Genomic DNA, 22806 nt, shown 5'->3' with positions numbered 1-22806 from the left:
CGCCTTTTTTTATGGTTGACGCTTCCCCTTACCACCTGATTAAGGCGGATCCCCAGGTAAAGCCCGCACCGAAAGCGGCTAGACAGATCAGATCACCATCTTTTATTTTCCCGGCTTCCCAGGCCTCACATAGTGCAATCGGTATAGAAGCTGCCGTAGTGTTGCCATATTTTTGGATATTGTTGAACACCTGATCCTCACTCAAGCCTAATGTTTTCTGTACAAATTGTGAAATACGAAGATTTGCTTGATGTGGAATTAATAAGTTTATATCTAAGGTTTTTAAGTTGTTCTTGCTCAAGGCTTCATGAATCACTTCGGGGAATTTGACAACAGCTTTTTTGAAAACGGCCTGTCCATCCATATTTGGGAATGCGGTTCCATCTTCAAGCATTTCTTTGGTCATCAATAGCCCACCCAATTCCTGTTCTGGCCAGTCGGGCATTTTGTCTAACCATATGCCGCTTGATGCCCCTGGGTAATACATTGCGAGCTTTTCTGCTTCAGCGCCATCAGAATGTAAATGCGTGCTCAAAATGCCTTTACCGGTTTCTGTTGTTGGCTGCACAACCACTGCTCCGGCACCATCACCGAAAATAACGGATACAGCACGGCCTCTGGTGGAGAAGTCGAGTGCAAATGAATGTTTTTCTGAACCCACAACAAGTATGTTTTTATACATCCCTGTTTTGACAAATTGATCTGCTATGGATAGAGCATAGATGAAGCCCGAACATTGGTTCCTAATATCTAATGCGCCTACTTCGTTCATCCCCATTTCCCGTTGCAGTAATACCGCACAACCGGGAAAATAGTAGTCGGGTGATAAGGTGGCGAAGATAATGAAATCGACATCTTCCTTGCTGATATTGGCGCGTTCTATTGCTATTTTTGCAGCTTCAACACCCATCGTGGTTGTCGTTTCGCCGATACGGTCGGCATAGCGGCGTTCTTTGATCCCCGTTCTTTCTTGGATCCATTCATCACTGGTATCCATAAAACGTGTTAGATCATTGTTGGTATATACATTTTTCGGAACGTAATAGCCAATTCCTGCGATTTTCGACTGAAACATAATAAATTCATCTAATTGATTGTATTCTTCCCTTTTATATTGTCGTTAATTTAGAAAAAAATATTCTATTTTTGCAGTATGGGTACCCAAACTGCTGAAGAAACCTTTACGTTAGAAGAGATATTAGCGTCTGTTAAGGACTCTAATCGATTGATTTTATGGAATGACGAAACGAATACGTTCGAACATGTCATTCATTGTCTGATGTATCACCTCCAATATACCGAAAAACAAGCTGAGAAAATTGCATGGAAAGTACATACTGAAGGTAAGTGTGCCGTTTTGGAGGGCACTTTCACCGAGATGGAAATCTACCGCAAAATTTTGAAAGCAGAAGGTCTGACAGTATCCGTAGAATAAATTTACTATCCTTTTTGTTACCGTAATAATATGGTTACGCTTCAATTTTGTCTGTAAGTTTTAGTTTTATTTGCATTATAACTATAAACTAAGCTGAAGCTCTCATGTTATTTAACGCTAAATCGTTTAAATTTTTATTATTATTTGTATTCTTTCTACCGGTTATTGTTTTTGCACAGACTGGTCAAATCAAAGCTATCCTGATCGATAGCAAAACTTCTAAACCTATTTCCTCTGCGAGTGCAGCGCTTTTAGACACAGGCAACAACTACGTTAAAGGAGCACAGTCTGTAGATCAAGGCTTTCTTTTATTCTCGGATATCACACCAGGTAAATATAATGTTCGTATCAGTTACGTGGGTTATGAAACCTCTACTATCTTAGGGGTGGATGTGACCGCTTCAAAAATCAAAGACCTTGGACGGATCGGTCTCATCACAACAGGAGAGCTATTGGACGAAGTTGTCGTTGAGGGAAGAGTGCCTGCAATGCAGATTGGCATTGACCGTAAAACCTTTAATGTAGGTGAGAGCTTGGTCAGTGCAGGTGGTACTGCAACAGATGTTTTAGCCAATGTGCCCACGCTTCAAGTGGATCAAGATGGCTCGGTGAGCCTGCGCGGATCCAGTAGTGTCAAGATCCTAATAGATGGCCGTGAGTCTGCATTAGCCGGAAATGATGTCACATCTTTACTCCAGAGTCTTCCTGCCAATTCGATAGAGAAAGTTGAAGTCATCACCAATCCTTCCTCTAAATATGATGCGGAAGGACAGACGGGGATTATCAATATTGTTTTAAAGAAGAATATTAGAACAGGGCTGAATGGATCAGTAAACACATCCGCTGGCTCCTATGATAATTACATGGCTGGTATAACTTTGAATTATCGGGATCGAAAATTCAATTACTTTGGGTCATACAACTTCAATAAACGTAACATGGTTGGGAGCGGGAAGACCGACAATACGTTTTTGAGTGATACCACAAGTAATTATAGCGAATCCGAATCCTCAAGAAAGGGAAATAGCCATACAGTAAAAGCCGGATTTGATTATAATATGTCTGACCGTACTTCATTGAGTTTTTCCGGTAATTTGAGCATCCGGGATAATAAACGGATAGAGGACTTAAATTATCGTTTTTTTAAAGGAACAGATGAAACAGGAACCAGTGATCGTAAATCTACCCAATTTGAAGACGATCTGGGCTATGAATTCAACGCCGATTTTAAACATCAATTTAAGCGACAAGGAGAGGAATTGACAGGGAATGCGAGTTATGGAAGGGACAAGGAAGATGGTACGAACGATTTTTCTCAAAAATATACCGACGGACGGAAAGAAACCGCACGGAGGAATACGACTTCCGAAGACGGTAAGAATATCAATCTTCAGCTGGATTATGTGCTGCCATTCTCCGAGGTAAGCAAATTTGAGGCTGGCTACCGTTCTCAAATTAGAAAGTCATTTGATACGCAATTTTCCGAACTCCGCGATACAACAGGCAAATATCTGCCAGACTATAAGATCAGCAATGATTTTGATTTTACTAGTACTGTCCATGCGATTTACGCTAACTATCAAAATAAGCTGACGGATAAAATTGGCTATCAAATCGGGTTACGGGGCGAACAATTTGAACTCAAATCCACTTATTTTTCCAAGGATCCCGATGCTGTGGAAAAAGAATCCAATGCAAAGCAGAACTTTTTTAGACTGTACCCGACCTTGTTTTTAACCTATGATGTAGACGATAATGGTGACAAAGTTCAGTTTAGTTACTCGCGTCGTGTGCAACGTGCCCGGGGTTGGCAGGTCAATCCATTTCTAAATGTATCCGATGATTTGAATTACCGTCAGGGAAACCCAAATCTGAAACCAGAAGATGTACATAGTTTTGAAATGAGCTTCGCCAAAACTTTTGGGAAGTTCAATTTAATATCTTCGGCCTATTTTAATCACGCGAGTGAGGTTATCCAACCTTTTGTTTACAAAATAGAAGATGGCAGAACGTATAGTCGATGGGAAAACATGACGAGCCGTAATCTTTCGGGCTTTGAATTTATCTCAAAAGTCAATGCGACGAAGGATTTTGATTTTACATTTAATCTCAATTTGATCCATATTAAATATAATGCAAACCCAGACTATGATATAAAAGAAAGAAAGGATTTCGCTTATAATGCAAATTTAACAGCTAACTATCGCTTTACACCTACTTTCTCTGCTCAAATGAGAGGTGAGTATAATTCTTCACGCGTGATGGCTCAAGGGCAGATGAATGCAATGAAAGGGGTGGATGTCGCTTTGAAAAAAGATGTATTCAAGAAAAAAGCATCAATTATGTTAAATGTTAGAGATGTATTTAATTCACGGAAAATGAATGGTGTGACAGAGACATCGCAACTTATATCAAATTTTGAACACCGTTGGATGAAGCGGATGGTGACCTTGTCACTTTCTTATCGTTTTGGTAGTCAGGATTTAAATAGGTCTAAGAAGAAAGAAGCACAAACAAATGAAATAAACGGTGGCGGTGAGGAATATTAAAAAATATTCCGTCATTTAAGCCCAAAATGCTTAATTTTAATTTTGAAACAAACCTAAAACTAAAAAGAATGAAGTTATTAAAAACAGTTCTTGCGGTATCGGTGATGGCATTTTCAGCGCATCTACATACTGCCGTAGCACAAGCAAAAAAGGAAGTACCTGCTTACAAAATTCTGGATTTGCCACGTGTGGATATCAAGAAATTCAAAAAGAATAAGGCTGGAGCCTATGTTATTTTCGACGGAACTTCCATGGAAGGCTGGAGAGGATATGATAAAACTGTCGTGCCTAAAAGATGGGTCATCAATGAAGGCGCAATTAAATTTGATAGCCAGGCGAATGTTGGTAAAGATGAAGGCGGAGATTTGATTTTTGCACATGATTTCAAAAATTTCGAATTGGAAATGGAGTGGAAGGTTGCAAAGGGAGCAAATTCGGGAATTTTCTTCCTGGCAAAAGAAGTCGAAGGCCAGCCCATCTATATTTCATCACCAGAATGTCAGGTGCTTGACAACGAAAACCACCCGGATGCTAAAATGGGGGTTGACGGAAATCGTAAGTCTACGTCTTTATATGATATGATTCCTGCAAAACCACAAAATGGCAAACCTTATGGCGAATGGAATAAAGTGAAGATCCGCGTAAACAATGGTAAAGTTGAGCATTTCCAAAATGATGTGAAAGTCGTTGAATATACTCTGTGGGATAAATCATGGATTGATCTACTGCAAAAAAGTAAATTCAGCCAAGAAAAATGGCCATTGGCTTTTGAGTTGTTGAGTCATGTTGGCGGCGAAAGTAAATCAGGATTGATCGGTCTTCAAGATCATGGAAATGACGTTTGGTTTAAGAATATAACTGTTAAAGTTTTAAAATAAAACCTTCACCCTCTCGTAAGTCATGACAGCTATGACAGCCAACAGGAGGGGGTATTTCTGCCCAATAAAAACAGAAATTTTCAAAAAAAGCAGCTTTAAAGCTGCTTTTTTTATAATATAGATTGTAATTCTTTTAGATCGACGATCATATGCGGGACATCTTCGGGCTTTTCCATACTATTCGGGTTAAAGAAGATTGCGTCCATGCCAACATTCATTGCCCCGCGTATATCCGCATCCAGATTATCACCAACCATCAGTGATTGTGGCGCCTGTGCGCCAGTAGTCTCAAGCGCAAATTGAAATATCCTTGGATCAGGTTTGTTTACACCTACGACCTCAGAAATAAAGATATTTTTGAAATATTTATTCAAATTGCTTTTTTTCATTTTGGTCTCACAAGCTTCTTTAAAACCATTGGAGATTAGATGTAGGTTGTATTTCTCGTCCAAGTAGGCTAAGGTTTCATGGGCATGGGGAAATAAATTCGTCTTTTGGGGACAAATAGCCAAGTATTCCAGTTCAAATTCTTCCGGAAATAATTCAGGATCTACGCCCAATGCGGTAAAGGTATCGGCGAACCTTGCCTTTCTTAATTCGGGTTTTGAAATTTTTCCATGATGGTATAATCCCCAAAGTCGATGATTGTTGACCGTATAAGTTTCGATGAAACGGGTGGGGGATTCCTTGTCAAACAAGCTGTCAAACTTGTATTTAAAATATAATTCTTGGAGACTTTCTTCAGCATTCTTGTCAAAATCCCAGATGGTATGATCCAGATCAAAGAAAATATCCTTTTTCTCACGATTAAACATATGCAAATATACCACCTCCAGGGAGATTTTATCTTATTGTGAATCGGCTAATTTTCTTCTTTGTGTCATAATCTTTGGGATATTTCCGAATGCCTTGGTGAATAGCTATTTTTGTTACATGAAGAAAGCGCTTTTACTCTTTTATTTCCTTTTGTTTTATGCGGTTATGCAGTTGATCTGGTGGGGGGTGATGTTCATCCGATTTGACCCAAGCAAAAAGAATATGATTATAGGAGAGGGGATTTTCTTTTTGATCATTTTTCTATGGGGCGCATGGCGGTTAAAGCGTCTGGTAGAGCGCGAGCAGAAACTGTTGCAACAACAGCAGAATTTCCTTTTGGCCATCACGCATGAGTTGAAATCTCCTTTAGCCTCAGTGAAGCTTTATATTCAGACCATCTTACGACGGGATTTGGATAAGGAGCAACAACAGACTTTTTTAAGAAATTCCCTGAAAGATATTGAGCGATTGGATGATCTGGTGGAAAATGTATTAATGACAACGAAGCTGGACAGCCGAAATTACAGCATGCCCAAAGAGGACTTTAACTTTACATCTTTGGTGGAGCAAATTGTCGATAGGCTTCAAAAAAATTCATGTAGCTCGCAGGTATTGAAACCTTATCTAGAATCGGATATTATTATCCATGGCGATAAATTTGCGATAAGTAATGTCGTGACAAATCTCATAGAGAACGCTATTAAATATTCACCGGCTTGCGCTATGGTGGATGTGAAATTATACACGGAGAACAGTAAAATAATTTTTTCTGTTGCTGACCATGGTATTGGTATCAGTGATGAAGAGAAAAAACTTATCTTTAATAAGTTTTATCGCGTGGGAAGTGAAGCAACACGGAAAACCAAAGGTACTGGTTTGGGGTTATATATCGTGAAAACCGTGTTGCAGAAGCACGACGCGACCATTAAAGTTAAAGATAACACTCCTAAAGGGAGTATTTTTGAAGTAACATTTGAAAGAAATGCAAAGTAAACAAAGAATATTACTTGTCGAAGACGAAGAACACTTGTTAGAAGCTATCAAGTTGAATCTTGAAATGGAAGGTTACCGTGTCACTACGGCTACTGACGGAAAAAAAGCATTGAAAGTTTTTAAGGAAGAACGTTTCAATCTCGTGGTTCTGGACGTTATGATTCCTGAAATTGACGGATTTCAAGTTGCTGAGACGATTCGACTACAGAATACCGAGGTGCCGATCATGTTTTTGACTGCCAAAAACAGTAGCGAAGACCGTATCACTGGACTCAAAAAAGGAGCTGATGATTATCTGGTAAAACCTTTTAACCTGGAAGAGTTGATTCTTCGCGTTGGAAATTTGGTCCGTCGGGGAATGAAGCCAGATGATTTAAAAGAATTGAACTCTTATCAAATCGGTGATAAAACCATCTATTTTAATTCTTATGAATTGCATCATGCGGATGGAACGATTACCTCTTTGACAAAAAAAGAAACGATGCTATTGAAGCTGTTGATCGAACGTCGCAATGAGGCCGTTTCCCGGGAGCAAATTTTGGAAACTGTATGGAATTATGACGTCTATCCTTCGACGCGTACCATTGACAATTTCATTTTGACATTCCGGAAATATTTTGAGCCAGATCAAAAACACCCGATCTATTTCCATTCTATCCGAGGAGTTGGTTATAAGTTTACCGACAATAACGCGTAGTAAAAAAAGATGATGACAATTAAGGCTAGAATAGCCGTTATTTTTATTGCAGCGTTACTTTTGGGCTATGGTTTATACCAAGGGCATTATCAGACATCCGTCTTACTGGCCGGTGGAATTGGTTATCTAATTTGGAGCCATTTCCGGGAGGGCTCAGTTTTCTTGGCAACACAAGCTTTTCATAGACAGGACTATGAAAAGACAAAAAGCTTGCTGTCCCAAATAAAAAATCCAGATACCCTTCGTAAAGGGCGGCGTAATTTCTATGAATTTATGATGGGAAATATTGCCTTAAAAGAAGAACGTATCGATGAGGCTGAATATCATTTTCAGCTCGCTTCCCGTCTACCCTGGAAAAAAGATAATGAAAAAGGTATGGTAATGATCAATCTGGCCAATATTGCACTGCGTAAGACAGATTATGAAAGAGCAAGGGCATATACAGATGTGGCCAACAAATTGCATTTAACTGCAAGACAGGTTAGTATTATTACAAAAATAGAAAACGAAATTTCAAAACATTTATAGTGATTAGTACTTTACAAAACGATTTATTGATTAGAGCTGCATTCTCGCAGCAAACGGAGAGACCTCCGGTGTGGATGATGCGTCAGGCTGGACGCTTTATGAAAGAATACTGGGATATCAAAAACAAGTATTCTTTTCTCGAAATGTGCAAAACACCAGAGATTGCAGCGGATGTAACGATGTTGCCCGTGGATTTGCTTGGAATCGATGCAGCGATCTTGTTTTCAGATATTTTGGTTACAGCTGAAGCAATGGGAGGAGATTTGTCATTTGAACAAGGAGTGGGCCCTCGTTTTTCTAATCCAGTTCGTTCTGTCAAGGAGGCGGAAGCATTATCAATTGACTGTTTGGATAAACTGCAATATGTAGCTGATGCCATAAAAGTAATTCAGCAACGCCTTGATAATCGCATCCCATTGATCGGTTTTGCGGGAGCGCCTTTTACCATTTTAAGCTATTTGGTCGAAGGTGGTTCGTCAAAGGATTTCAAGTTGACGAAGTTGATGTTAAACAATCAACCTGAATTAGCACATATGATCCTTCAAAAGATTGCTGATGTCACTGTAGCCTATCTTAACATGCAGATCGAGGCAGGTGTAAATGCAATCCAATTGTTTGATAGCTGGGCATTGGCTTTATCATGGAATGATTATCGTGATTTTTCACATTATTACAACAAACAGATTATCTCTAAGTTGAACCGCAAAGATATTCCGGTAATCTCTTTCTGTAAGGGATCATCTGTCTTTGCTCCGATGATGGTAGAGGCGCAACCAGATGTGGTTTCTATCGATTGGAATGCGGATCTAAAAAATATAAAACAGTCTTTGCCTCAAGGGATAGCGGTTCAAGGAAATTTAGACCCTTTTGTCTTATATGCTGAAAAGCCTGTGATCAAAAAGAAAATTATCGAATTATTCGAACGTATGCGCGGAGAGAATGGTTTTATATTCAATTTGGGACATGGTATTATGCCTGATATTCCTTTCGATAATGTAAAATATGCAATCGAGGTGGTGAAAGAATTTCGCTATTAAATTTTCAATTGCGATTATCCAAAGAAAAGATTTTAGCGATATATCCGAATAAAAACAAATGAAGACTTGCTGTAACTGGCAGGTCTTTTTTTATGTGGATGATGATTTGCTGTGAACAACTAAATTTAGTTGATTTACCTCTATGAAGTATTTGAACCCGACTTTTATGGAATATAATAAATAAGCTGAAATAAAATTCTCAAACAAGTTCCCGTCTTTTGTGTACGCTATGTAAGATTTACTTAATTGACGTATGGTCTTATTGATTGCCCTTAACTTTTCTTACTTTTGTACCTATGGTCTATTTATATGCAAAAGCAGTTCATATTATCTTTGTGGTTTGTTGGATGGCCGGGTTATTCTATATCGTTCGCTTATTCATTTACCATACCGAAGCTAAGTCCAAATCTGTAGAGGAGTATGGGGTATTGCATAAACAGTTCATTCTTATGGAGAGTAAATTGTGGTGGATCATCACAACACCGGCGATGTATCTCACTATTCTAGCGGCCCTTGTCATGCTGTATATCAATCCGGGATTGTTAACCATGGGCTGGATGCATGTTAAGCTTACCTTTGTATTGGGACTGATTCTTTATCATTTTGCCTGCCAACGGATTATGTTTCAGTTAAAGGGAGAAACATCTGCATGGTCGTCGACCAAATTACGCCTTTGGAATGAGCTTGCGACCGTTTTATTATTTGCAATCGTATTTACCGTCGTATTAAAGTCTGCTCTCAATTGGATATTCGGTGTCCTCGGACTTTTAATACTGTCGATCTCCCTGATGATGGCGGTAAAACTCTACAAAAAGTTCAGAAATAAAAATAATTCAAATAAAACGTTAAATTCTTAATTTTCTTAATCCTTTTCGCTTAGCGCTAGTCGAACGATTATAACTAGAAAAGGTATATGTATAAGAGACTTTTGACTGTGATTATTTTGCTTGCTATCGCAACTGGTGGATTCGCACAACGCTATAGACCTTATGGCGGAACATTAACTATTTATTCGACCGATGTTCCTTTCTTCCTTTATATTAATAATGTTTTGTACAATCATAGGGCATCTACTGATATCCGCGTGCCGAATTTGAAAAACCCGCGGTATAATCTCCGTATCGTATTTGCAAATAGACAGCGGAGTACTTTAAACGGAAGTGCTGTACAACTTACGAACCGAAACGGTCAGTATATGAATGTTGTGTTTTCCGTGAGCAGTCGTGGAGGAAATAGGGGGATTGTACTGGAATCGATGAATCCGGTAGGACGATATAATGATAATTATCGCAATGATGATGATTATGATAATTATAATGAGGATAGCTATTTAAATCAGAACCAACAGGAAGAAAAGGACTATGAAGAATATGAACATGACAGGATCGATCATCAGCAAAATCAGGATGACCCGATTGAGAATAATGATTACCTGGATAAAAATGATGCGAACCAATTGAATGATCTGCTCAATCAGAAGGAAAATGATCAGGACCGATTGCAGCTAGCTGCTCAGGAACTGAAAAATATGCGGTTACGCAGTTCCGAAATCATAGACCTTATGGAGCTATTTATAAGAGACGATAATAAATTGGCTTTTGCTAAATCTGCATATCCAAGTTGTGTCGATAAAGAGAATTATGATAGAGTGGGCGATGCATTGTCTTTTAGCTCAACTCGTGAAAAATTGACAGCCTTCATTAAAACCCAACGGTAGGATCTTGTTGGGATCAAATTCATATTCTTACCTCTTCNNGAAGAGGTAAGAATATGAATTACGTGCATGAACAAAGGGGCTATTTGTGTCAGATTTCCATCCAATCGATGATGTATGACACAAGTTGTCCCTTTCAGTAAAAGGATAACCTAAGCTATATCGTAATTATTCAGCAAAACAGATGTACTTCAGTTCCATGTATTCGTCGAGTCCATGTTTTGATCCTTCACGACCAACACCGGATTGCTTTACTCCGCCAAATGGAGCAGCAGCATTCGATATTAATCCGGTATTGACGCCCACCATACCCGCCTCAAGTTGTTCCGCTATACGGAAGCAACGATTGATGTTGGTACTGTAGAAATAGGAGGCAAGGCCAAACTCAGTTTGATTGGCCATGGCGATACCATCTTCCTCTGTTTTGAAGCTGAATAATGCACAGACTGGACCGAAAGTTTCTTCATGAAATATCAGAGCCTCTTTAGGGATATTGGTCAGTACAGTTGGCTGGAAGAATAGGTCTTTGATCACAGTGCCCCCCGTTGCCAATTCTGCTCCATGCTTTAAAGCATCTTGGACATGATGCTTTACCTTTTCTAAACCCTTGGCATTGATCAATGGCCCTACTTGAACGCCCTTATCTAAGCCATTACCTACCTTTAATTGACGTACAGCCTGGACAAGTTTAGTAGCAAATTCATCGTAGACGTCTTCCTGTACTAAGAAGCGGTTAATAGAGACGCAGGTTTGTCCCGAGTTTCTGAATTTGCCGGCAATGGCTCCTCGTACTGCAGCATCAATATCGGCATCGTTAAAAACAAGAAAAGGTGCATTTCCCCCAAGTTCCATGGAGACTTTCTTAATGTTTGAGGCTGATTGTTCGATCAATGTCTTGCCAACCTCGGTAGATCCCGTAAAAGAAAGTTTTCGGACCAGATCGTTTGTGGCGAGTTCCTTTCCTATACCGGCACTGTCCTTTCCGGTAATGACGTTAAAAACGCCTTTTGGCAGTCCGGCTTCCTCCGCTAGTTTGACTAAGGCTATCGCGGATAAAGGTGTTTGGGAAGCGGGTTTGAGCACGACTGTACAGCCTGCAACAAGTGCTGGAGCGACTTTTCGGGTAATCATGGCCAAAGGGAAATTCCAGGGGGTAATTGCTGCAACGACACCGACTCCTTGTCGGATTGTCATCATTCTTGTTCCTTTTTTCTGAACAGGAATCGTTTCTCCATACGCTCTCTTACCTTCTTCAGCGAACCATTCGACAAATGAATTGCCATAGTCTACTTCCACCTTTGATTCACTAAGGGGTTTTCCGCTTTCAAGTGTCATAATTTCAGCAAGTAAGTCTCTATTTTGTAGAATGCGGTTATACCATTCGCGGACAAGAACACATCGCTCAGCAACTGTTGTGTTTTTCCAGTCTTTCCAAGCTTTGTCAGCAGCCTTTATAGCTTTCGTACAATCTGCGACCTTTAAATCAGGTAAGGCTGCAATTACTTTTCCAGTTGCCGGGTTGACCACATCAAAAGTGTTTTTTGATGTGATGAATTTTCCGTTTATATAGGCTTTGTCAATTAAAAGTGGATTTTTCATTGGACTCTTTATTTAATTGTTTTTTGCGGGGCAATGTTATTGCTGCAAGCTGTACTTATTTATTATCGCGGGTGTATTACCATGGATTGTTTGATGGATCAGCTGCTTTTGTAACAATATCCTTCTACCAATTGTTTGGCATACAAACAAATTTATGGGAAGATTAGCTCACACAAATTTTTTTCGTTGTTGCTCCGTAGGAACGGCGCAATAGGCATTGGCCCCAAACCATTTATAGCGATTTTTTGCAAAATAATCATAACCTGCATCTCGCCATTTTTTCGGCAGTATTTTTAGAAAGTAAACGATTGAATAGGGAAGCCTTAATGTTTTGCAGATATTCAATATGGCATCGCTTTTGATATAGGCACCTATGGGAGACACATAGACAATAGAATCAATATTTTTTGGAATAGTATGTAAACTATTTTTAGCGAAATCAGACTGTAAGGAGCTAAATAAAAACCTGTTATTGGTATCTATTTTTAATAGGATTTGAACGAAACGATTACAAACTAAGCAATCACCGTCAAAAAAGATGATATGTTTCCCTTGCGTATCCATTAGTATAAAGCTAGTACTATTTCATCAAAGAACTGCCATGCTAACATCACATCTTTTATAAAAAAAGCGTTGTTTTTTCGCTAGAAAAAACAACGCTTCTGAAATATACTTTTTGGATCTTTATTACAAATTCTTCATGATGGTATGTCCCATACGATCCCTTTTTGTTTTTAAATATTCTTCGTTGTAGGGGTTAGCTGTTATTTCAATGGGAACATTTTCTACGATTTCCAAACCATAACCGACCAAACCGGCGCGTTTTGTTGGGTTATTTGACATTAGGCGCATTTTTGTTACACCGAGATTTCTCAGTATTTGGGCTCCTACACCGTAATCTCTCAAATCGGCTTTGAACCCAAGCTGCACATTGGCATCAACGGTATCCAATCCATTTTCTTGCAGTTTGTAGGCATGCAATTTATTGATCAGTCCAATACCACGACCTTCTTGATTCATATAGACAATCACCCCTTTTCCTTCATTTTGGATCATTTCCATTGCTTTATGAAGTTGTGGACCACAGTCACAACGGCAAGAACCGAAAATATCGCCGGTCACACAAGAACTATGTACACGGACAAGAATAGGCTCATCCTCGTTCCATTCACCTTTATAAAGGGCGAGATGTTGTTCGCCAGTATCTTTTTGGGTGAAAGCTTTCATCTGAAAATCACCGTATTGAGTAGGCATATTGACCGTCACCTCTTCGTTAATCAATGAATCGTGCTTTAAGCGGTATTCAATAAGGTCTTCAATACTAACGATCTTTAAACCAAATTTTTTGGCAACTTCCATCAATTCTGGTAGTCTTGCCATTTCGCCATCTTCTTTTAGGATTTCAACCAATACACCTGCTGGTTCAAAACCTGCCAGACGGGCAAGGTCAACAGTTGCTTCGGTATGTCCTGTACGGCGGAGTACCCCACCATCTTTGGCAATCAATGGAAAGATATGCCCAGGCCGACCTAATTCTTCGTAGTGAATATTGGGATCAATCATCGCCTTGATAGTTTTTGAACGATCAGATGCGGAGATTCCCGTTGTACAGCCGTATCCTTGTAAGTCAATAGAAACCGTGAAATTGGTCTCATAAATAGCTGTATTTTGCCCCACCATAAGGTCGAGATGTAGTGCATCCGCTCTTTCCTTGGTTATAGGGGCACATACTAAACCCCTGCCGTGGGTTGCCATAAAGTTGATAATCTCGGGAGTTGCATTGCGGGCAGCGGTGACGAAATCACCTTCATTTTCACGATCTTCGTCATCTACGACGATAACTACTTTTCCTGCTTGTATATCAGCGATCGCTTCTTCGATCGTGTTTAATTTGAATTCCATTTATTGTTATATTGTATTGATACAAAGTTAGTGTAGAATCTAATTTTATTTATAATAAGGCTGTCACAAATCTAATGTGACTCCTTTAATTTATTCTTTTTACCAAATTTCTCTCTGACCCACTTCCAGGCTGCTTCGGCTTTTAATTTATACTGATCAATATCAAATAACGCTGAATCTGTCGTTGATTTATAGGTTAAAAAAGCGGCCAGGGGCGTCAACACGATAATGGCCATCCACATACCTACTGCCGAAGATATCGCACCGTCTTTGGCTGTTTTTTCGGCGACCGTAGAGATGATATGATAGATTAAGAAGAAAATGATGGCCATAACGACCGGAAGACCGAGCCCCCCCTTTCTAATAATAGCGCCTAAAGGAGCGCCAATAGCAAATAAAAGGAGACAAGACACAGCTAATGTAAACTTTCTATGCCATTCAATACGATAACGAATATCTTTGGTTTTGTAATCCTTAAATTCGAGTGTACGGCTATTGAGATCCTCTTTTAAATAGTTTAGCTGGCTCAATGCATTCATGGTGATCTGTGTTCGTTGCTCAGGAGGAACAAGATCGGCCATCAGATTTTTATAAGGTTTGATTTTTGCTTCCTTTACTTTGGGTTGCCCAGGTTGATTGACACTAAAATACTTTGAATAAATATTATAACGCGTATCTAAGGTTCTTGTAATTGCCTTCCCCATACTGTCGATTTTAATATGGTTAGAGTCAATGTACATATCCAGCTGTTTCAGATTGAGCATCGCATGGTGGCTCTTGAAAAGGCTTTGATCGGTTTTGCCTTGTTGAAAGCTTCCCATGTCAAACTTCTGTTCCGTTTCCTTAAACTTAAAGCGTGTAAATTGCTGGCGCGGGTCGTAAGTTTTCGAGTTCTTTGTTCGTGACTCTTCATAACGTATTCCGTCCTTCAATTTGAGGATCATATAGCTATTATCTGGCGAATTATAAATGTATCCTTCTTTCGCCATCAAAACATTGTTGGCTGTATTGCCCCCACGGTGATCATAGATCATCAAGTCATAAAGAATTGTTCCTTCTTTATTTTTTCCTCTTGCGCGAATGGAATATCCTGGAATTGTATTGTTAAAAATACCTGGTTTGATTAAAAAATCAGCCTTTTTATTACGTACATCGGTTAATAAAGTTCCCATTTTCAGATTGACGACAGGTAGGATATAGTCTGAGAACAGGAATGAACTCGAAGCGAAAATTGCAACAAGTATGAATAAGGGGGTCATGGCCTTACGCAAAGATACGCCAGCGGCTTTGATTGCCACAAGCTCATAGCTTTCCCCCAAGTTCCCAAACGTCATAATGGAGGATAATAGCATGGATAACGGCATCGCCATTTGAATTTGAACAACACATTGATATCCAATGAGCTCCATGATGGTGTACCATTCAAATCCTTTTCCGATCAAATCATCAATGTATTTGAATAGGAAAAGCATCAATAACACAAACATCACAATAAAAAATGTGACGATGAATGGTTTAATGAAAGCTTGAAGAATAAGTAAATGAACCTTTTTCATCGTGACGCTAAGCAAATTGATGCCTTTACATTAAAGCATCTTCCAGCCAAGGAGCTCATTGAGAGCCCTTGGTGAAAATATATTGCAAAGATAGGTTTTTTTATGCACCTATAACACTCTGAAGATAGACGATTGAATTTTTCCAGATTAATTTTCTGTTTTCCAAGTCCTCTTCTTTAGCAAAATCTGTTATTTTAAGTGCAACATCATTTGTTAGCTCATCTTGATCGATTTCTAGATCGAAGTAATAGGGATCATCATCGAGCCACTTAAAACGCACTGATTTATTTTCTTTCGAAGCTACGATTTTTGCACGATGCGGTTCATCGTCCCAAATAAAAGTATAAACAGTGTCTTTGTAGTTTACATCGTCTGCAAACCATTGTGCCAGTTCGTTTGGTTCTTGCAAATACGGAAATAAAATTCTAGGTGAAGAGTTGATGATATATTCTAGTTGGAATTTTATTTTATCTGCCATATAAATGTTTTTTTAAATTTTAGTTTGTTTAAATCAAAAATAAGCTATATTTGCGTTCCCAAAATGGCGGGGTAGCTCAGATGGTTAGAGCGTTGGATTCATAACCCAAAGGTCGGCAGTTCGATTCTGCTCCCCGCTACAAATCTCTTTCCATTTTGCTTTTTATTGCATAAACTTATTATTTGTAATAATACATATTTATTTTGTTATTGCAAGTTTTTTTGTGAAAAGTTGAAGGCTTTTTCTTAATTATCTGAATTTAAATTCTCCTAAATCTTATCCCGACTTTTTTTATGAAGGATACAATATTTTACTTCGTTAAGAATGAGTTTGTTGTACTATATAAAGCTTTTTGAACATGATAAATCGTTAAAAAAAATAAAAAAATCTTTTGAATTGACAGGTGAAGTGGTATATTTGCATACCGAAACGGCGGGGTAGCTCAGATGGTTAGAGCGCAGGATTCATAACCCTGAGGTCGGCAGTTCGATCCTGCTCCCCGCTACTAAAAATAAAGAGGCATAATTCAGTTAGATTTCTGATATGCCTCTTTTTTTGATTATAGCTTTCTGTAAATAGGTCTACTGTGGGAATTATTTTTTTCCATTCAATGGTTTAAAGCCATAGTAGGCAATGGCTTGTTGTTTGAGCGGATTCAATGACCAGTCTGACCATTCATTGCTGTAAGGATCATAGCCGCATTTTAAGGGTTTTGAAATGTCATACCCTAATTTATTCGTATGCGAACGTTCGGTAAAAGCCCTACAGTCTGTGCAGACATTTCTAAACTCGCAATCCTTGCAGACCATAATCTCCTCTTTGGTCATGTCCCAATATTGCTGAATAGCACCCTGTCGTAAAACCTGTTCCAAGGTCATTTCGTGTATATTGCCGAAAGATTGAGGTAAAGCCGGACAGTTTTTGATATTGCCCGCTACATCAATTCCGAGTTTTTTATGTAGACAAGAATTATGATTTATGGCTTCTAAGACTTTGGGCATATTAGTATTGAAGTCAGCGACGTTTACTTTTCCGCAAGAATTAATTGCGAGTGTATCTTTTGTGAAATCTAGCGTAAACCTGCCCTCGGTATTTGAGACTAGAGGAATCTCCTGACATTGATAAAATTGCAAATGATAGATGCGTTGACTTTGCCTTTGAAGAAGCGCAAAGGAGTCCTCTGTGAGCTCTGTAGTATAAGCTGAAGTTATCTCCATACCTTCTAATGGTGTGTTTTCAAAAGCATTGTCAAAACTAATCAGCTCTTGTAATGAAGCCGCACTTCTACAGAAAACAGCCAGATGCTTAATACCTAAGTTGGCTATAGATTGGATTAATGTTTCGGATATCGTTAATTTTTCAACTTCAATAAATAAATTTGAGATTGGTTGATAATCTTGGTATTCATAAGATAGGGGTGAAAAATTTCTATCCCAATCTTCCTTGGTGATAAAACCATATTCCCTTTCCAGTAAATAATCTAAATACTCCTGGATAATAATTTTTGACTCGGGGTCGTAATTTTCGAGTACCCTGTCAATAGAAGTGGATTTTAATTCCGCTATTAGCTCATATAATTCCAAAGGATATAATTTGGAACTATTTCTTCCTAAATCAGAAATCAGTATGCGATTATATCCTTTAGTTATAAAAATGTCGCTGTATAAATTAAAAAATCTCATAATAATCTCGTCAGTCGTTTGAATGGTCTTGTGCGCCACAAGTAATCTGTTTGATAGGTCGAACATTTGAGATAACGTGATGAATTTGTGTCTGAATTATTTGAGTTTTGGGAGCCAAATAATTCCATAAACTCAAAGGTCAATGGGAGTTTGTTTTTCTCCTTCGTGATCAAGTCTTTTATTTTCTCTTCCATATTATAAGTATGCTGCTACTTCTCTTTCTAGACCATAATTACAGGCATTTGACATGCCCAAGAACTGGCCGATAGCATTAATTTCTAAAAAATAAAATTTATCCGCTGATTTTATAAAATCCAAAGAGCCGCAGTTTAGGTCTAAGGAATGCATCAATAAGTCAATTTTATGTTCTACTTCAGCGGGAAGTTTATACGGTACATTTCTATTGGGGATCTCACTATTATACCTTCTATGATCAATTCGGGTTTTTTCATCGTTTTGTGAAATAATGGCTGTAGAATAGATTTTTTCGTTTAAATAAAAACTTCGTATTTCAAAATCTTTTTCGATTTTATCCTGAAAAAAAGAAATGAAGAAGTCCGACTCACTCTTTTGCTCAATAACGGATGTATACATAATTCCGTTATGTTGTTCTTTGATATCATCTATTATTGGTGTCCCTGAGATGGGCTTTACGATGGTTTGATTGACGATAACGTCTTCCATATCCTCAGCCAAAAAATAGCCGGGTACATCCAATCCCACTTCTTTAGCTTTTTCTAAAACCAATAGTTTGTTGACATGGCTATTACTTTGCTTGTTGATGTGTTTCTTCCCTTCCAAGGATTTGATGACATATTCCACGAGCCAATGTTGTACTTCAAACATATAGCGATCGATGGATTGGTTTTGGTACCTCACCCTATTAAATTCGATTGCCCCTCGTCTATACCACACAGCGCTGACTTCGTCCAGAAAAAACTGATTGCGATGACTTGTCAAAACAATTCTCTTTTTTATCGTATTGATATCAAACACCTCATCTTCATGAATGCGAATAAATTGCTTGTTCATCGCGATAAGTTCCTTTATAACAGCTGTTGTCGTGACTTCATTATTTTTTGATATGATTAAAATCATAGCTTTGGGTATATTAAAACGCTTGAAATTAATAGTTTTTTGTAGAGTATAAGCTGCTTTTACAGGTAAAAGCAGCTTATTAAGTAAAGGTTTAAATTGAACCTGATGTGTGGATTAACTGAAGTGCGGAAAAGCTCCTTCTCTAATCCATACTCTCGATAAATAGGCTCCGCCGTTGCCATCATAAACATCTACATCACGACAACCATGTGCGTCGACAAAGTTTGATTGTATTTCATAGAAACCTGTACTTGACGACATCGCTAATCCACCAATGACATCCTTTTCGATTTTCTTCTTTTCCAAAGCGGAAAAGTCCTTCATTCCTGCTAATTTTTTCATTTTTTAGAATTTATAAGTAAACAAATTAGTGCATATGATATGTGCACTTTAAATGTGAATCCGTAAGTCAAAACCGTTTGAAGGAATTGACATCTTTTTTACCAGGAACTGCTGAGGCAATCCGAATTATCCCACTGTCTACCGATGTACTGACCTCTGCTGTAGATGTCGTAGTCGCGCGCACCACTTTCATTTAAAAAATTTGATGCTACTTCGGAGTATTCCGAACCTCCTGAAATACGTTGCAGATTTTCAACATTTAGCTTTTTGTTTTCTAACGAAGAGAAGCTCTTCATTCCGCTTAATTTTTTCATTTTTTTAAAATTTATAGATTAAAAATTATGTGCACATCATTTGCACACTTAAAATTAATCAATAAGCGAAAGGTCTTCTGACGGAATAAATATCCGGTAAGTGTTTCTATATTTTCGTACACTTTTAAGTGATATTCGTTGGACAGAATATGTAGGATTGTATAAATACTGTACGGTTTATAACTATACAGCTTCCCTGAAAAAATGTATTTGTCCGCCAACAGTCTATTGGATAACTGTTGGCTAAGACTTGACTATTTGTCCTATCGTTTGGATTGAAGGGATAATAATCCCAGGAATCGGGCTAGCATGTCAAATTCGTGTATGGATACTGTACGGTTTTAATTGTCATCAAAGGCTAAGCTTTTCCAATCTTCTTTTTGTATGTACTTGAGCATCATAAAAAATAATATCCAGCCAAGTGCTGCTAGTCCCCAGATTAATGATTCATGCTGAAAAATAATTTTATGGAGATAGCCCAGAAATCCCAGCAAACCTAAAATCAATAAGTTGACCAGTGCTTTGGAACTGGATTGGCTCGCTTTGGAAAAAGGATAATTTTTAACGAGAAAGAGCATGATTAGGATACTTTCGATCCCACCTACCGCCGATGAAAGCAATAAATCATTTATTGAACCGATACCAAATAGGGGAATACAAACGCATAGAAATAGGATATTAAATGGTAGTACGTATTTAATGAGACAAGCTTTAAGGACACCGGTCATAAATTGCCCCGGATGATCTATTGGAGTGACATAATAGATCCAGGCGGCTTTATACTTATTACTCTGTGTAATCAACTGAAATACGGTTAATATAGTTAACAGTGAAAGATAAAACATAATAATATATAACCCAGATGCTTTTAACTTAAACAGCTTCTCTGCGAATGGTAGCCCCTCTCCGGTTCGTAAAAATAGAAAGATAAAATAGATGGGTAAATAAGCCAAAGAAGGATAGAGTTGCTGCTTAAATTCCCTTGTTTTTGAGCTTATCAGCCATATAATACTAAATCCTGCTTCTTCCAGCGGAGAAGCGCATACACTAGCCGCCAATTTTTTATAGAAAGGTCTTCTTGTGCCAGACTGCGAGATTACTTTTGTATTTTCAGTTAAAGGTGTATCAGGACTTGCAAGAGCTGCTATTTTGGCATTAAAGCCGCCGGAAAATAATTGTGTACAAGCATAGACTCCAAAGAAAGGAACAACTAGGCCAAGTATTGAAAACAGGATAATCTGTGAGCTAGGGTTGCCCTGAAATAAGGATTGAAACGAAGCGATCCAGGTGCTGGGAAATATCCAAAGGAATTTAAGCTGTTCAATCGTCAATTGAGATTCAACGATCGTTTGAATTAGATTGGGACCAAGATAATAGGATAAAAAGATGATCAGTGAAAGGCCAATCTGTATATAGGTAATAATATCTTTAAATTTTTGGATGGGTAAATATTTGATGGCAATCAGGTAAAAACCATTGACGAAAACCAACGCCACTAATGTGCTTAAGAGAAGTTGTAACACCAACAGAAAAATAGCAATACTATCCCAGTTGAATAAAACGTACACCAATACGGGTAGACATAATGCAATAACCTGGTTGAAAAGTTTAATGGCGATAAATGTTATTCGCGATAAGGCTATTGTTCGATCGTTGACCGGTTTTGGTATAATGATATATTGATCCCGAGTGTCTAAAAGTATAGGTGAAAAATCCGATACCAAGGTAATGCTGAGCATGCTGGTAAAACAAAGTAACATAATAGCAAGTGCTAGATACCGATTGGGAATTAGTATGAGAATAGCCATAAACATCAGGCCAATAAATATATACATGATGAATTGTATAATAGAACTGGACGAAGAGGACTTCCCCGTATTCCGTTTCTTAAATGTTATCGGCTTTCTGTTCTCTAGGGTAATTTTAGTTTCTAAAATAATTTTAAATTGTCTATAGTTGACTCCTAAGCTTTCCCAAATTCCCTTGAACAGAAGAATAAATCGTAAGATAAATTTTTCCATATTATTGAATAGCAGTAATAATATTGGATGCATCAAGTGCATCGTTATCGGTATTGGTTAATTTTGCGAATATATGTTCGAGTGATTCATCAGGATTCGACTTCAACTCATTAATGGTGCCATCGGCAATGATACTTCCTTGATTAATCAATAAGATTCTATCGGAAACTTTTTCAACGACATCCATCATATGGGAGCAGTAAAAGATAGTTTTACCTTCTTTGGCAAGCAGTGATATGAGTTCCTTTACAAAAATCACGGCATTGGCATCCAGTCCGGAGAGGGGCTCATCCAGAATGATGATCTGCGGGTTATGGATAATACCAGCGATCAGGAGCACTTTTTGGCGCATACCTTTTGAAAAAGTATCCATTCTATTATTGACGTTTGCGGCAAGACCGAATGCCTTTAATAATTTTAAGGAACGTTCTTGAAGCGTATGATCATCCATTCCATATAATTTTCCAACAAAATCAAGGTATTCCATAGGAGTCAATACATCATAGAGCTCCGCATTTTCAGGAACGTATCCGAGCTGGGATTTTATCGAAAGGGGATCTTTTTGAATATCAATGCCATTGATTTCAACATGACCAGTGAAGTCCTCAATCAATCCCGTTAATATTTTGACTGTAGTAGATTTTCCTGCTCCATTGGGGCCTATGTAGCCGATGACCTGGCCCGGAAATATATCCAGATTGATCCCTTTTAAAATTTCTTTTGTTCCGTATGATTTTTTTAGGTCAATGATGCGAATAAGAGGTGACTGATTTTCCATATATCTAAAGCTTACATATAAACTTACAGAAAAATATAGAGTTGTACACGCTTTTCTCATTGAAAATCCGTTATAGCGAAGTTAAGTATTTCCTTACGCTAAAATAAGCTTCTTTACGTTTCAAGGCCGGCTGACGCTATCCTACAGAAGGAAGTTTCGGATTCCTTCGCTTCTGATTGACGCTCGTATAGGTCGATCAGAATAAGCTATGGTTCGACTAAATTCTTTCCGTGATTAACATTATGTCAATGGTATTAATGATATAAATAACGCTGATACGAAAGATGCACAACTCTTTATTAAAGTTAAAATCTAGTTGTATTCGGTTAAGATATATGTATTTATGACACTTATACTTTGTTAATTTAGTTTTCATTATAAACTATTAA

General features: G+C 38.2%; 23 protein-coding genes and 2 tRNA genes. 11 read left to right on the top strand and 14 right to left on the bottom strand.

Annotation, left to right across the window (positions count from 1 at the left end; translation table 11 throughout):
• Window positions 1–28: 28 nt before the first annotated feature.
• Entirely contained in the window at window positions 29–1075 is a 1047-nt protein-coding gene (locus tag B4A24_RS14245) for a 3-oxoacyl-ACP synthase III family protein (protein WP_293945806.1), read from the bottom strand.
• Window positions 1076–1153: 78 nt separating this feature from the next.
• Here B4A24_RS14245 and B4A24_RS14240 point away from each other — a divergent pair, with 78 nt between their 5' ends.
• The 3 genes from B4A24_RS14240 to B4A24_RS14230 all read left to right on the top strand — a co-directional run bounded on the left by B4A24_RS14240 (window position 1154) and on the right by B4A24_RS14230 (window position 4862).
• Window positions 1154–1435 carry an ATP-dependent Clp protease adaptor ClpS gene (locus tag B4A24_RS14240; RefSeq protein ID WP_172396517.1) on the top strand — a complete coding sequence of 94 codons (282 nt, stop codon included), beginning with the start codon at window positions 1154–1156 and terminating at the stop codon, window positions 1433–1435.
• A 104-nt stretch (window positions 1436–1539) separates the two neighbouring features.
• The gene (locus B4A24_RS14235) at window positions 1540–3984 is read left to right on the top strand and encodes a TonB-dependent receptor domain-containing protein (protein WP_293945805.1); all 2445 of its coding nucleotides are present in this window, start codon (window positions 1540–1542) and stop codon (window positions 3982–3984) included.
• A gap of 68 nt (window positions 3985–4052) precedes the next feature.
• Window positions 4053–4862 (top strand): 3-keto-disaccharide hydrolase, encoded by an 810-nt coding sequence (locus tag B4A24_RS14230; RefSeq protein ID WP_293945804.1) that lies wholly within the window; start codon window positions 4053–4055, stop codon window positions 4860–4862.
• Between the two features lie 110 nt (window positions 4863–4972).
• Here B4A24_RS14230 and B4A24_RS14225 read toward each other — a convergent pair whose 3' ends face one another.
• Window positions 4973–5677, bottom strand: a complete 705-nt coding sequence (locus B4A24_RS14225) for a YjjG family noncanonical pyrimidine nucleotidase (RefSeq protein WP_293945836.1) — start codon at window positions 5675–5677, stop codon at window positions 4973–4975.
• Between the two features lie 118 nt (window positions 5678–5795).
• On the opposite strand from B4A24_RS14225, the gene B4A24_RS14220 reads away from it, so the two are divergent.
• The 6 genes from B4A24_RS14220 (at window position 5796) to B4A24_RS14195 (ending at window position 10650) form a co-directional block, all read left to right on the top strand.
• Window positions 5796–6671, top strand: a complete 876-nt coding sequence (locus B4A24_RS14220; protein WP_172396521.1) for a sensor histidine kinase — start codon at window positions 5796–5798, stop codon at window positions 6669–6671.
• A complete protein-coding gene (locus B4A24_RS14215; RefSeq protein ID WP_070563139.1) occupies window positions 6661–7368 on the top strand; it encodes a response regulator transcription factor in 708 nt (235 codons plus the stop codon). Before B4A24_RS14220 ends, B4A24_RS14215 begins: the two co-directional genes overlap by 11 nt.
• 9 nt (window positions 7369–7377) lie before the next feature.
• Window positions 7378–7896 carry a hypothetical protein gene (locus B4A24_RS14210; protein WP_293945803.1) on the top strand — a complete coding sequence of 173 codons (519 nt, stop codon included), beginning with the start codon at window positions 7378–7380 and terminating at the stop codon, window positions 7894–7896.
• Window positions 7896–8933 carry a uroporphyrinogen decarboxylase gene (gene hemE / locus B4A24_RS14205; RefSeq protein WP_293945802.1) on the top strand — a complete coding sequence of 346 codons (1038 nt, stop codon included), beginning with the start codon at window positions 7896–7898 and terminating at the stop codon, window positions 8931–8933. The genes B4A24_RS14210 and hemE overlap by 1 nt, the downstream gene beginning before the upstream one ends.
• Window positions 8934–9229: 296 nt before the next feature.
• Window positions 9230–9790, top strand: a complete 561-nt coding sequence (locus tag B4A24_RS14200; protein ID WP_293945801.1) for a CopD family protein — start codon at window positions 9230–9232, stop codon at window positions 9788–9790.
• A 56-nt stretch (window positions 9791–9846) separates the two neighbouring features.
• Window positions 9847–10650, top strand: a complete 804-nt coding sequence (locus B4A24_RS14195) for a DUF4476 domain-containing protein (RefSeq protein ID WP_293945800.1) — start codon at window positions 9847–9849, stop codon at window positions 10648–10650.
• A gap of 165 nt (window positions 10651–10815) precedes the next feature.
• On the opposite strand, the gene B4A24_RS14190 is transcribed toward B4A24_RS14195, so the two are convergent.
• The 5 genes from B4A24_RS14190 to B4A24_RS14170 all read right to left on the bottom strand — a co-directional run bounded on the left by B4A24_RS14190 (window position 10816) and on the right by B4A24_RS14170 (window position 16182).
• Window positions 10816–12246 carry an NAD-dependent succinate-semialdehyde dehydrogenase gene (locus B4A24_RS14190; protein ID WP_293945799.1) on the bottom strand — a complete coding sequence of 477 codons (1431 nt, stop codon included), beginning with the start codon at window positions 12244–12246 and terminating at the stop codon, window positions 10816–10818.
• A 168-nt stretch (window positions 12247–12414) separates the two neighbouring features.
• The gene (locus tag B4A24_RS14185; RefSeq protein WP_293945798.1) at window positions 12415–12810 is read right to left on the bottom strand and encodes a thiol-disulfide oxidoreductase DCC family protein; all 396 of its coding nucleotides are present in this window, start codon (window positions 12808–12810) and stop codon (window positions 12415–12417) included.
• A 123-nt stretch (window positions 12811–12933) separates the two neighbouring features.
• On the bottom strand, window positions 12934–14148 hold the full coding sequence (locus tag B4A24_RS14180; RefSeq protein ID WP_172396531.1) for a bifunctional 3,4-dihydroxy-2-butanone-4-phosphate synthase/GTP cyclohydrolase II: 1215 nt from the start codon (window positions 14146–14148) through the stop codon (window positions 12934–12936).
• Between the two features lie 71 nt (window positions 14149–14219).
• Window positions 14220–15704 carry an LptF/LptG family permease gene (locus tag B4A24_RS14175; RefSeq protein WP_293945797.1) on the bottom strand — a complete coding sequence of 495 codons (1485 nt, stop codon included), beginning with the start codon at window positions 15702–15704 and terminating at the stop codon, window positions 14220–14222.
• A 100-nt stretch (window positions 15705–15804) separates the two neighbouring features.
• Complete coding sequence (locus tag B4A24_RS14170; protein ID WP_028070596.1) at window positions 15805–16182, bottom strand: START-like domain-containing protein; 378 nt, start codon at window positions 16180–16182, stop codon at window positions 15805–15807.
• A gap of 65 nt (window positions 16183–16247) precedes the next feature.
• Here B4A24_RS14170 and B4A24_RS14165 point away from each other — a divergent pair.
• Both B4A24_RS14165 and B4A24_RS14160 read left to right on the top strand, forming a co-directional pair.
• Window positions 16248–16321, top strand: a tRNA-Met gene (locus B4A24_RS14165).
• Window positions 16322–16613: 292 nt separating this feature from the next.
• Window positions 16614–16687, top strand: a tRNA-Met gene (locus tag B4A24_RS14160).
• Between the two features lie 88 nt (window positions 16688–16775).
• On the opposite strand, the gene gwsS is transcribed toward B4A24_RS14160, so the two are convergent.
• The 7 genes from gwsS to B4A24_RS14125 form a co-directional block, all read right to left on the bottom strand.
• Entirely contained in the window at window positions 16776–17864 is a 1089-nt protein-coding gene (gwsS, locus tag B4A24_RS14155; RefSeq protein WP_293945796.1) for a grasp-with-spasm system SPASM domain peptide maturase, read from the bottom strand.
• On the bottom strand, window positions 17861–18058 hold the full coding sequence (locus B4A24_RS14150) for a hypothetical protein (protein WP_293945795.1): 198 nt from the start codon (window positions 18056–18058) through the stop codon (window positions 17861–17863). The genes gwsS and B4A24_RS14150 overlap by 4 nt, the downstream gene beginning before the upstream one ends.
• 1 nt (window position 18059) lies before the next feature.
• Window positions 18060–18962, bottom strand: a complete 903-nt coding sequence (gene gwsG, locus B4A24_RS14145; protein ID WP_293945794.1) for a grasp-with-spasm system ATP-grasp peptide maturase — start codon at window positions 18960–18962, stop codon at window positions 18060–18062.
• 114 nt (window positions 18963–19076) lie between these two features.
• On the bottom strand, window positions 19077–19304 hold the full coding sequence (locus B4A24_RS14140; RefSeq protein ID WP_293945792.1) for a TIGR04139 family peptide modification target: 228 nt from the start codon (window positions 19302–19304) through the stop codon (window positions 19077–19079).
• A gap of 98 nt (window positions 19305–19402) precedes the next feature.
• The gene (locus tag B4A24_RS14135; RefSeq protein ID WP_172396536.1) at window positions 19403–19618 is read right to left on the bottom strand and encodes a TIGR04139 family peptide modification target; all 216 of its coding nucleotides are present in this window, start codon (window positions 19616–19618) and stop codon (window positions 19403–19405) included.
• Window positions 19619–19959: 341 nt separating this feature from the next.
• Window positions 19960–21639: a hypothetical protein gene (locus B4A24_RS14130; RefSeq protein ID WP_293945789.1), complete on the bottom strand. Its 1680-nt coding sequence runs from the start codon at window positions 21637–21639 to the stop codon at window positions 19960–19962.
• A 1-nt stretch (window position 21640) separates the two neighbouring features.
• Window positions 21641–22417 carry an ABC transporter ATP-binding protein gene (locus B4A24_RS14125; RefSeq protein WP_293945787.1) on the bottom strand — a complete coding sequence of 259 codons (777 nt, stop codon included), beginning with the start codon at window positions 22415–22417 and terminating at the stop codon, window positions 21641–21643.
• Window positions 22418–22806: the final 389 nt, after the last annotated feature.

The organism is Sphingobacterium sp. UBA7249 (genome assembly GCF_002472835.1).
Classification (GTDB): Bacteria; Bacteroidota; Bacteroidia; order Sphingobacteriales; family Sphingobacteriaceae; genus Sphingobacterium; species Sphingobacterium prati.
The sequence above is the reverse complement of the archived record's forward strand: the minus strand, read 5'-3'. Positions and strand labels throughout refer to the sequence as shown.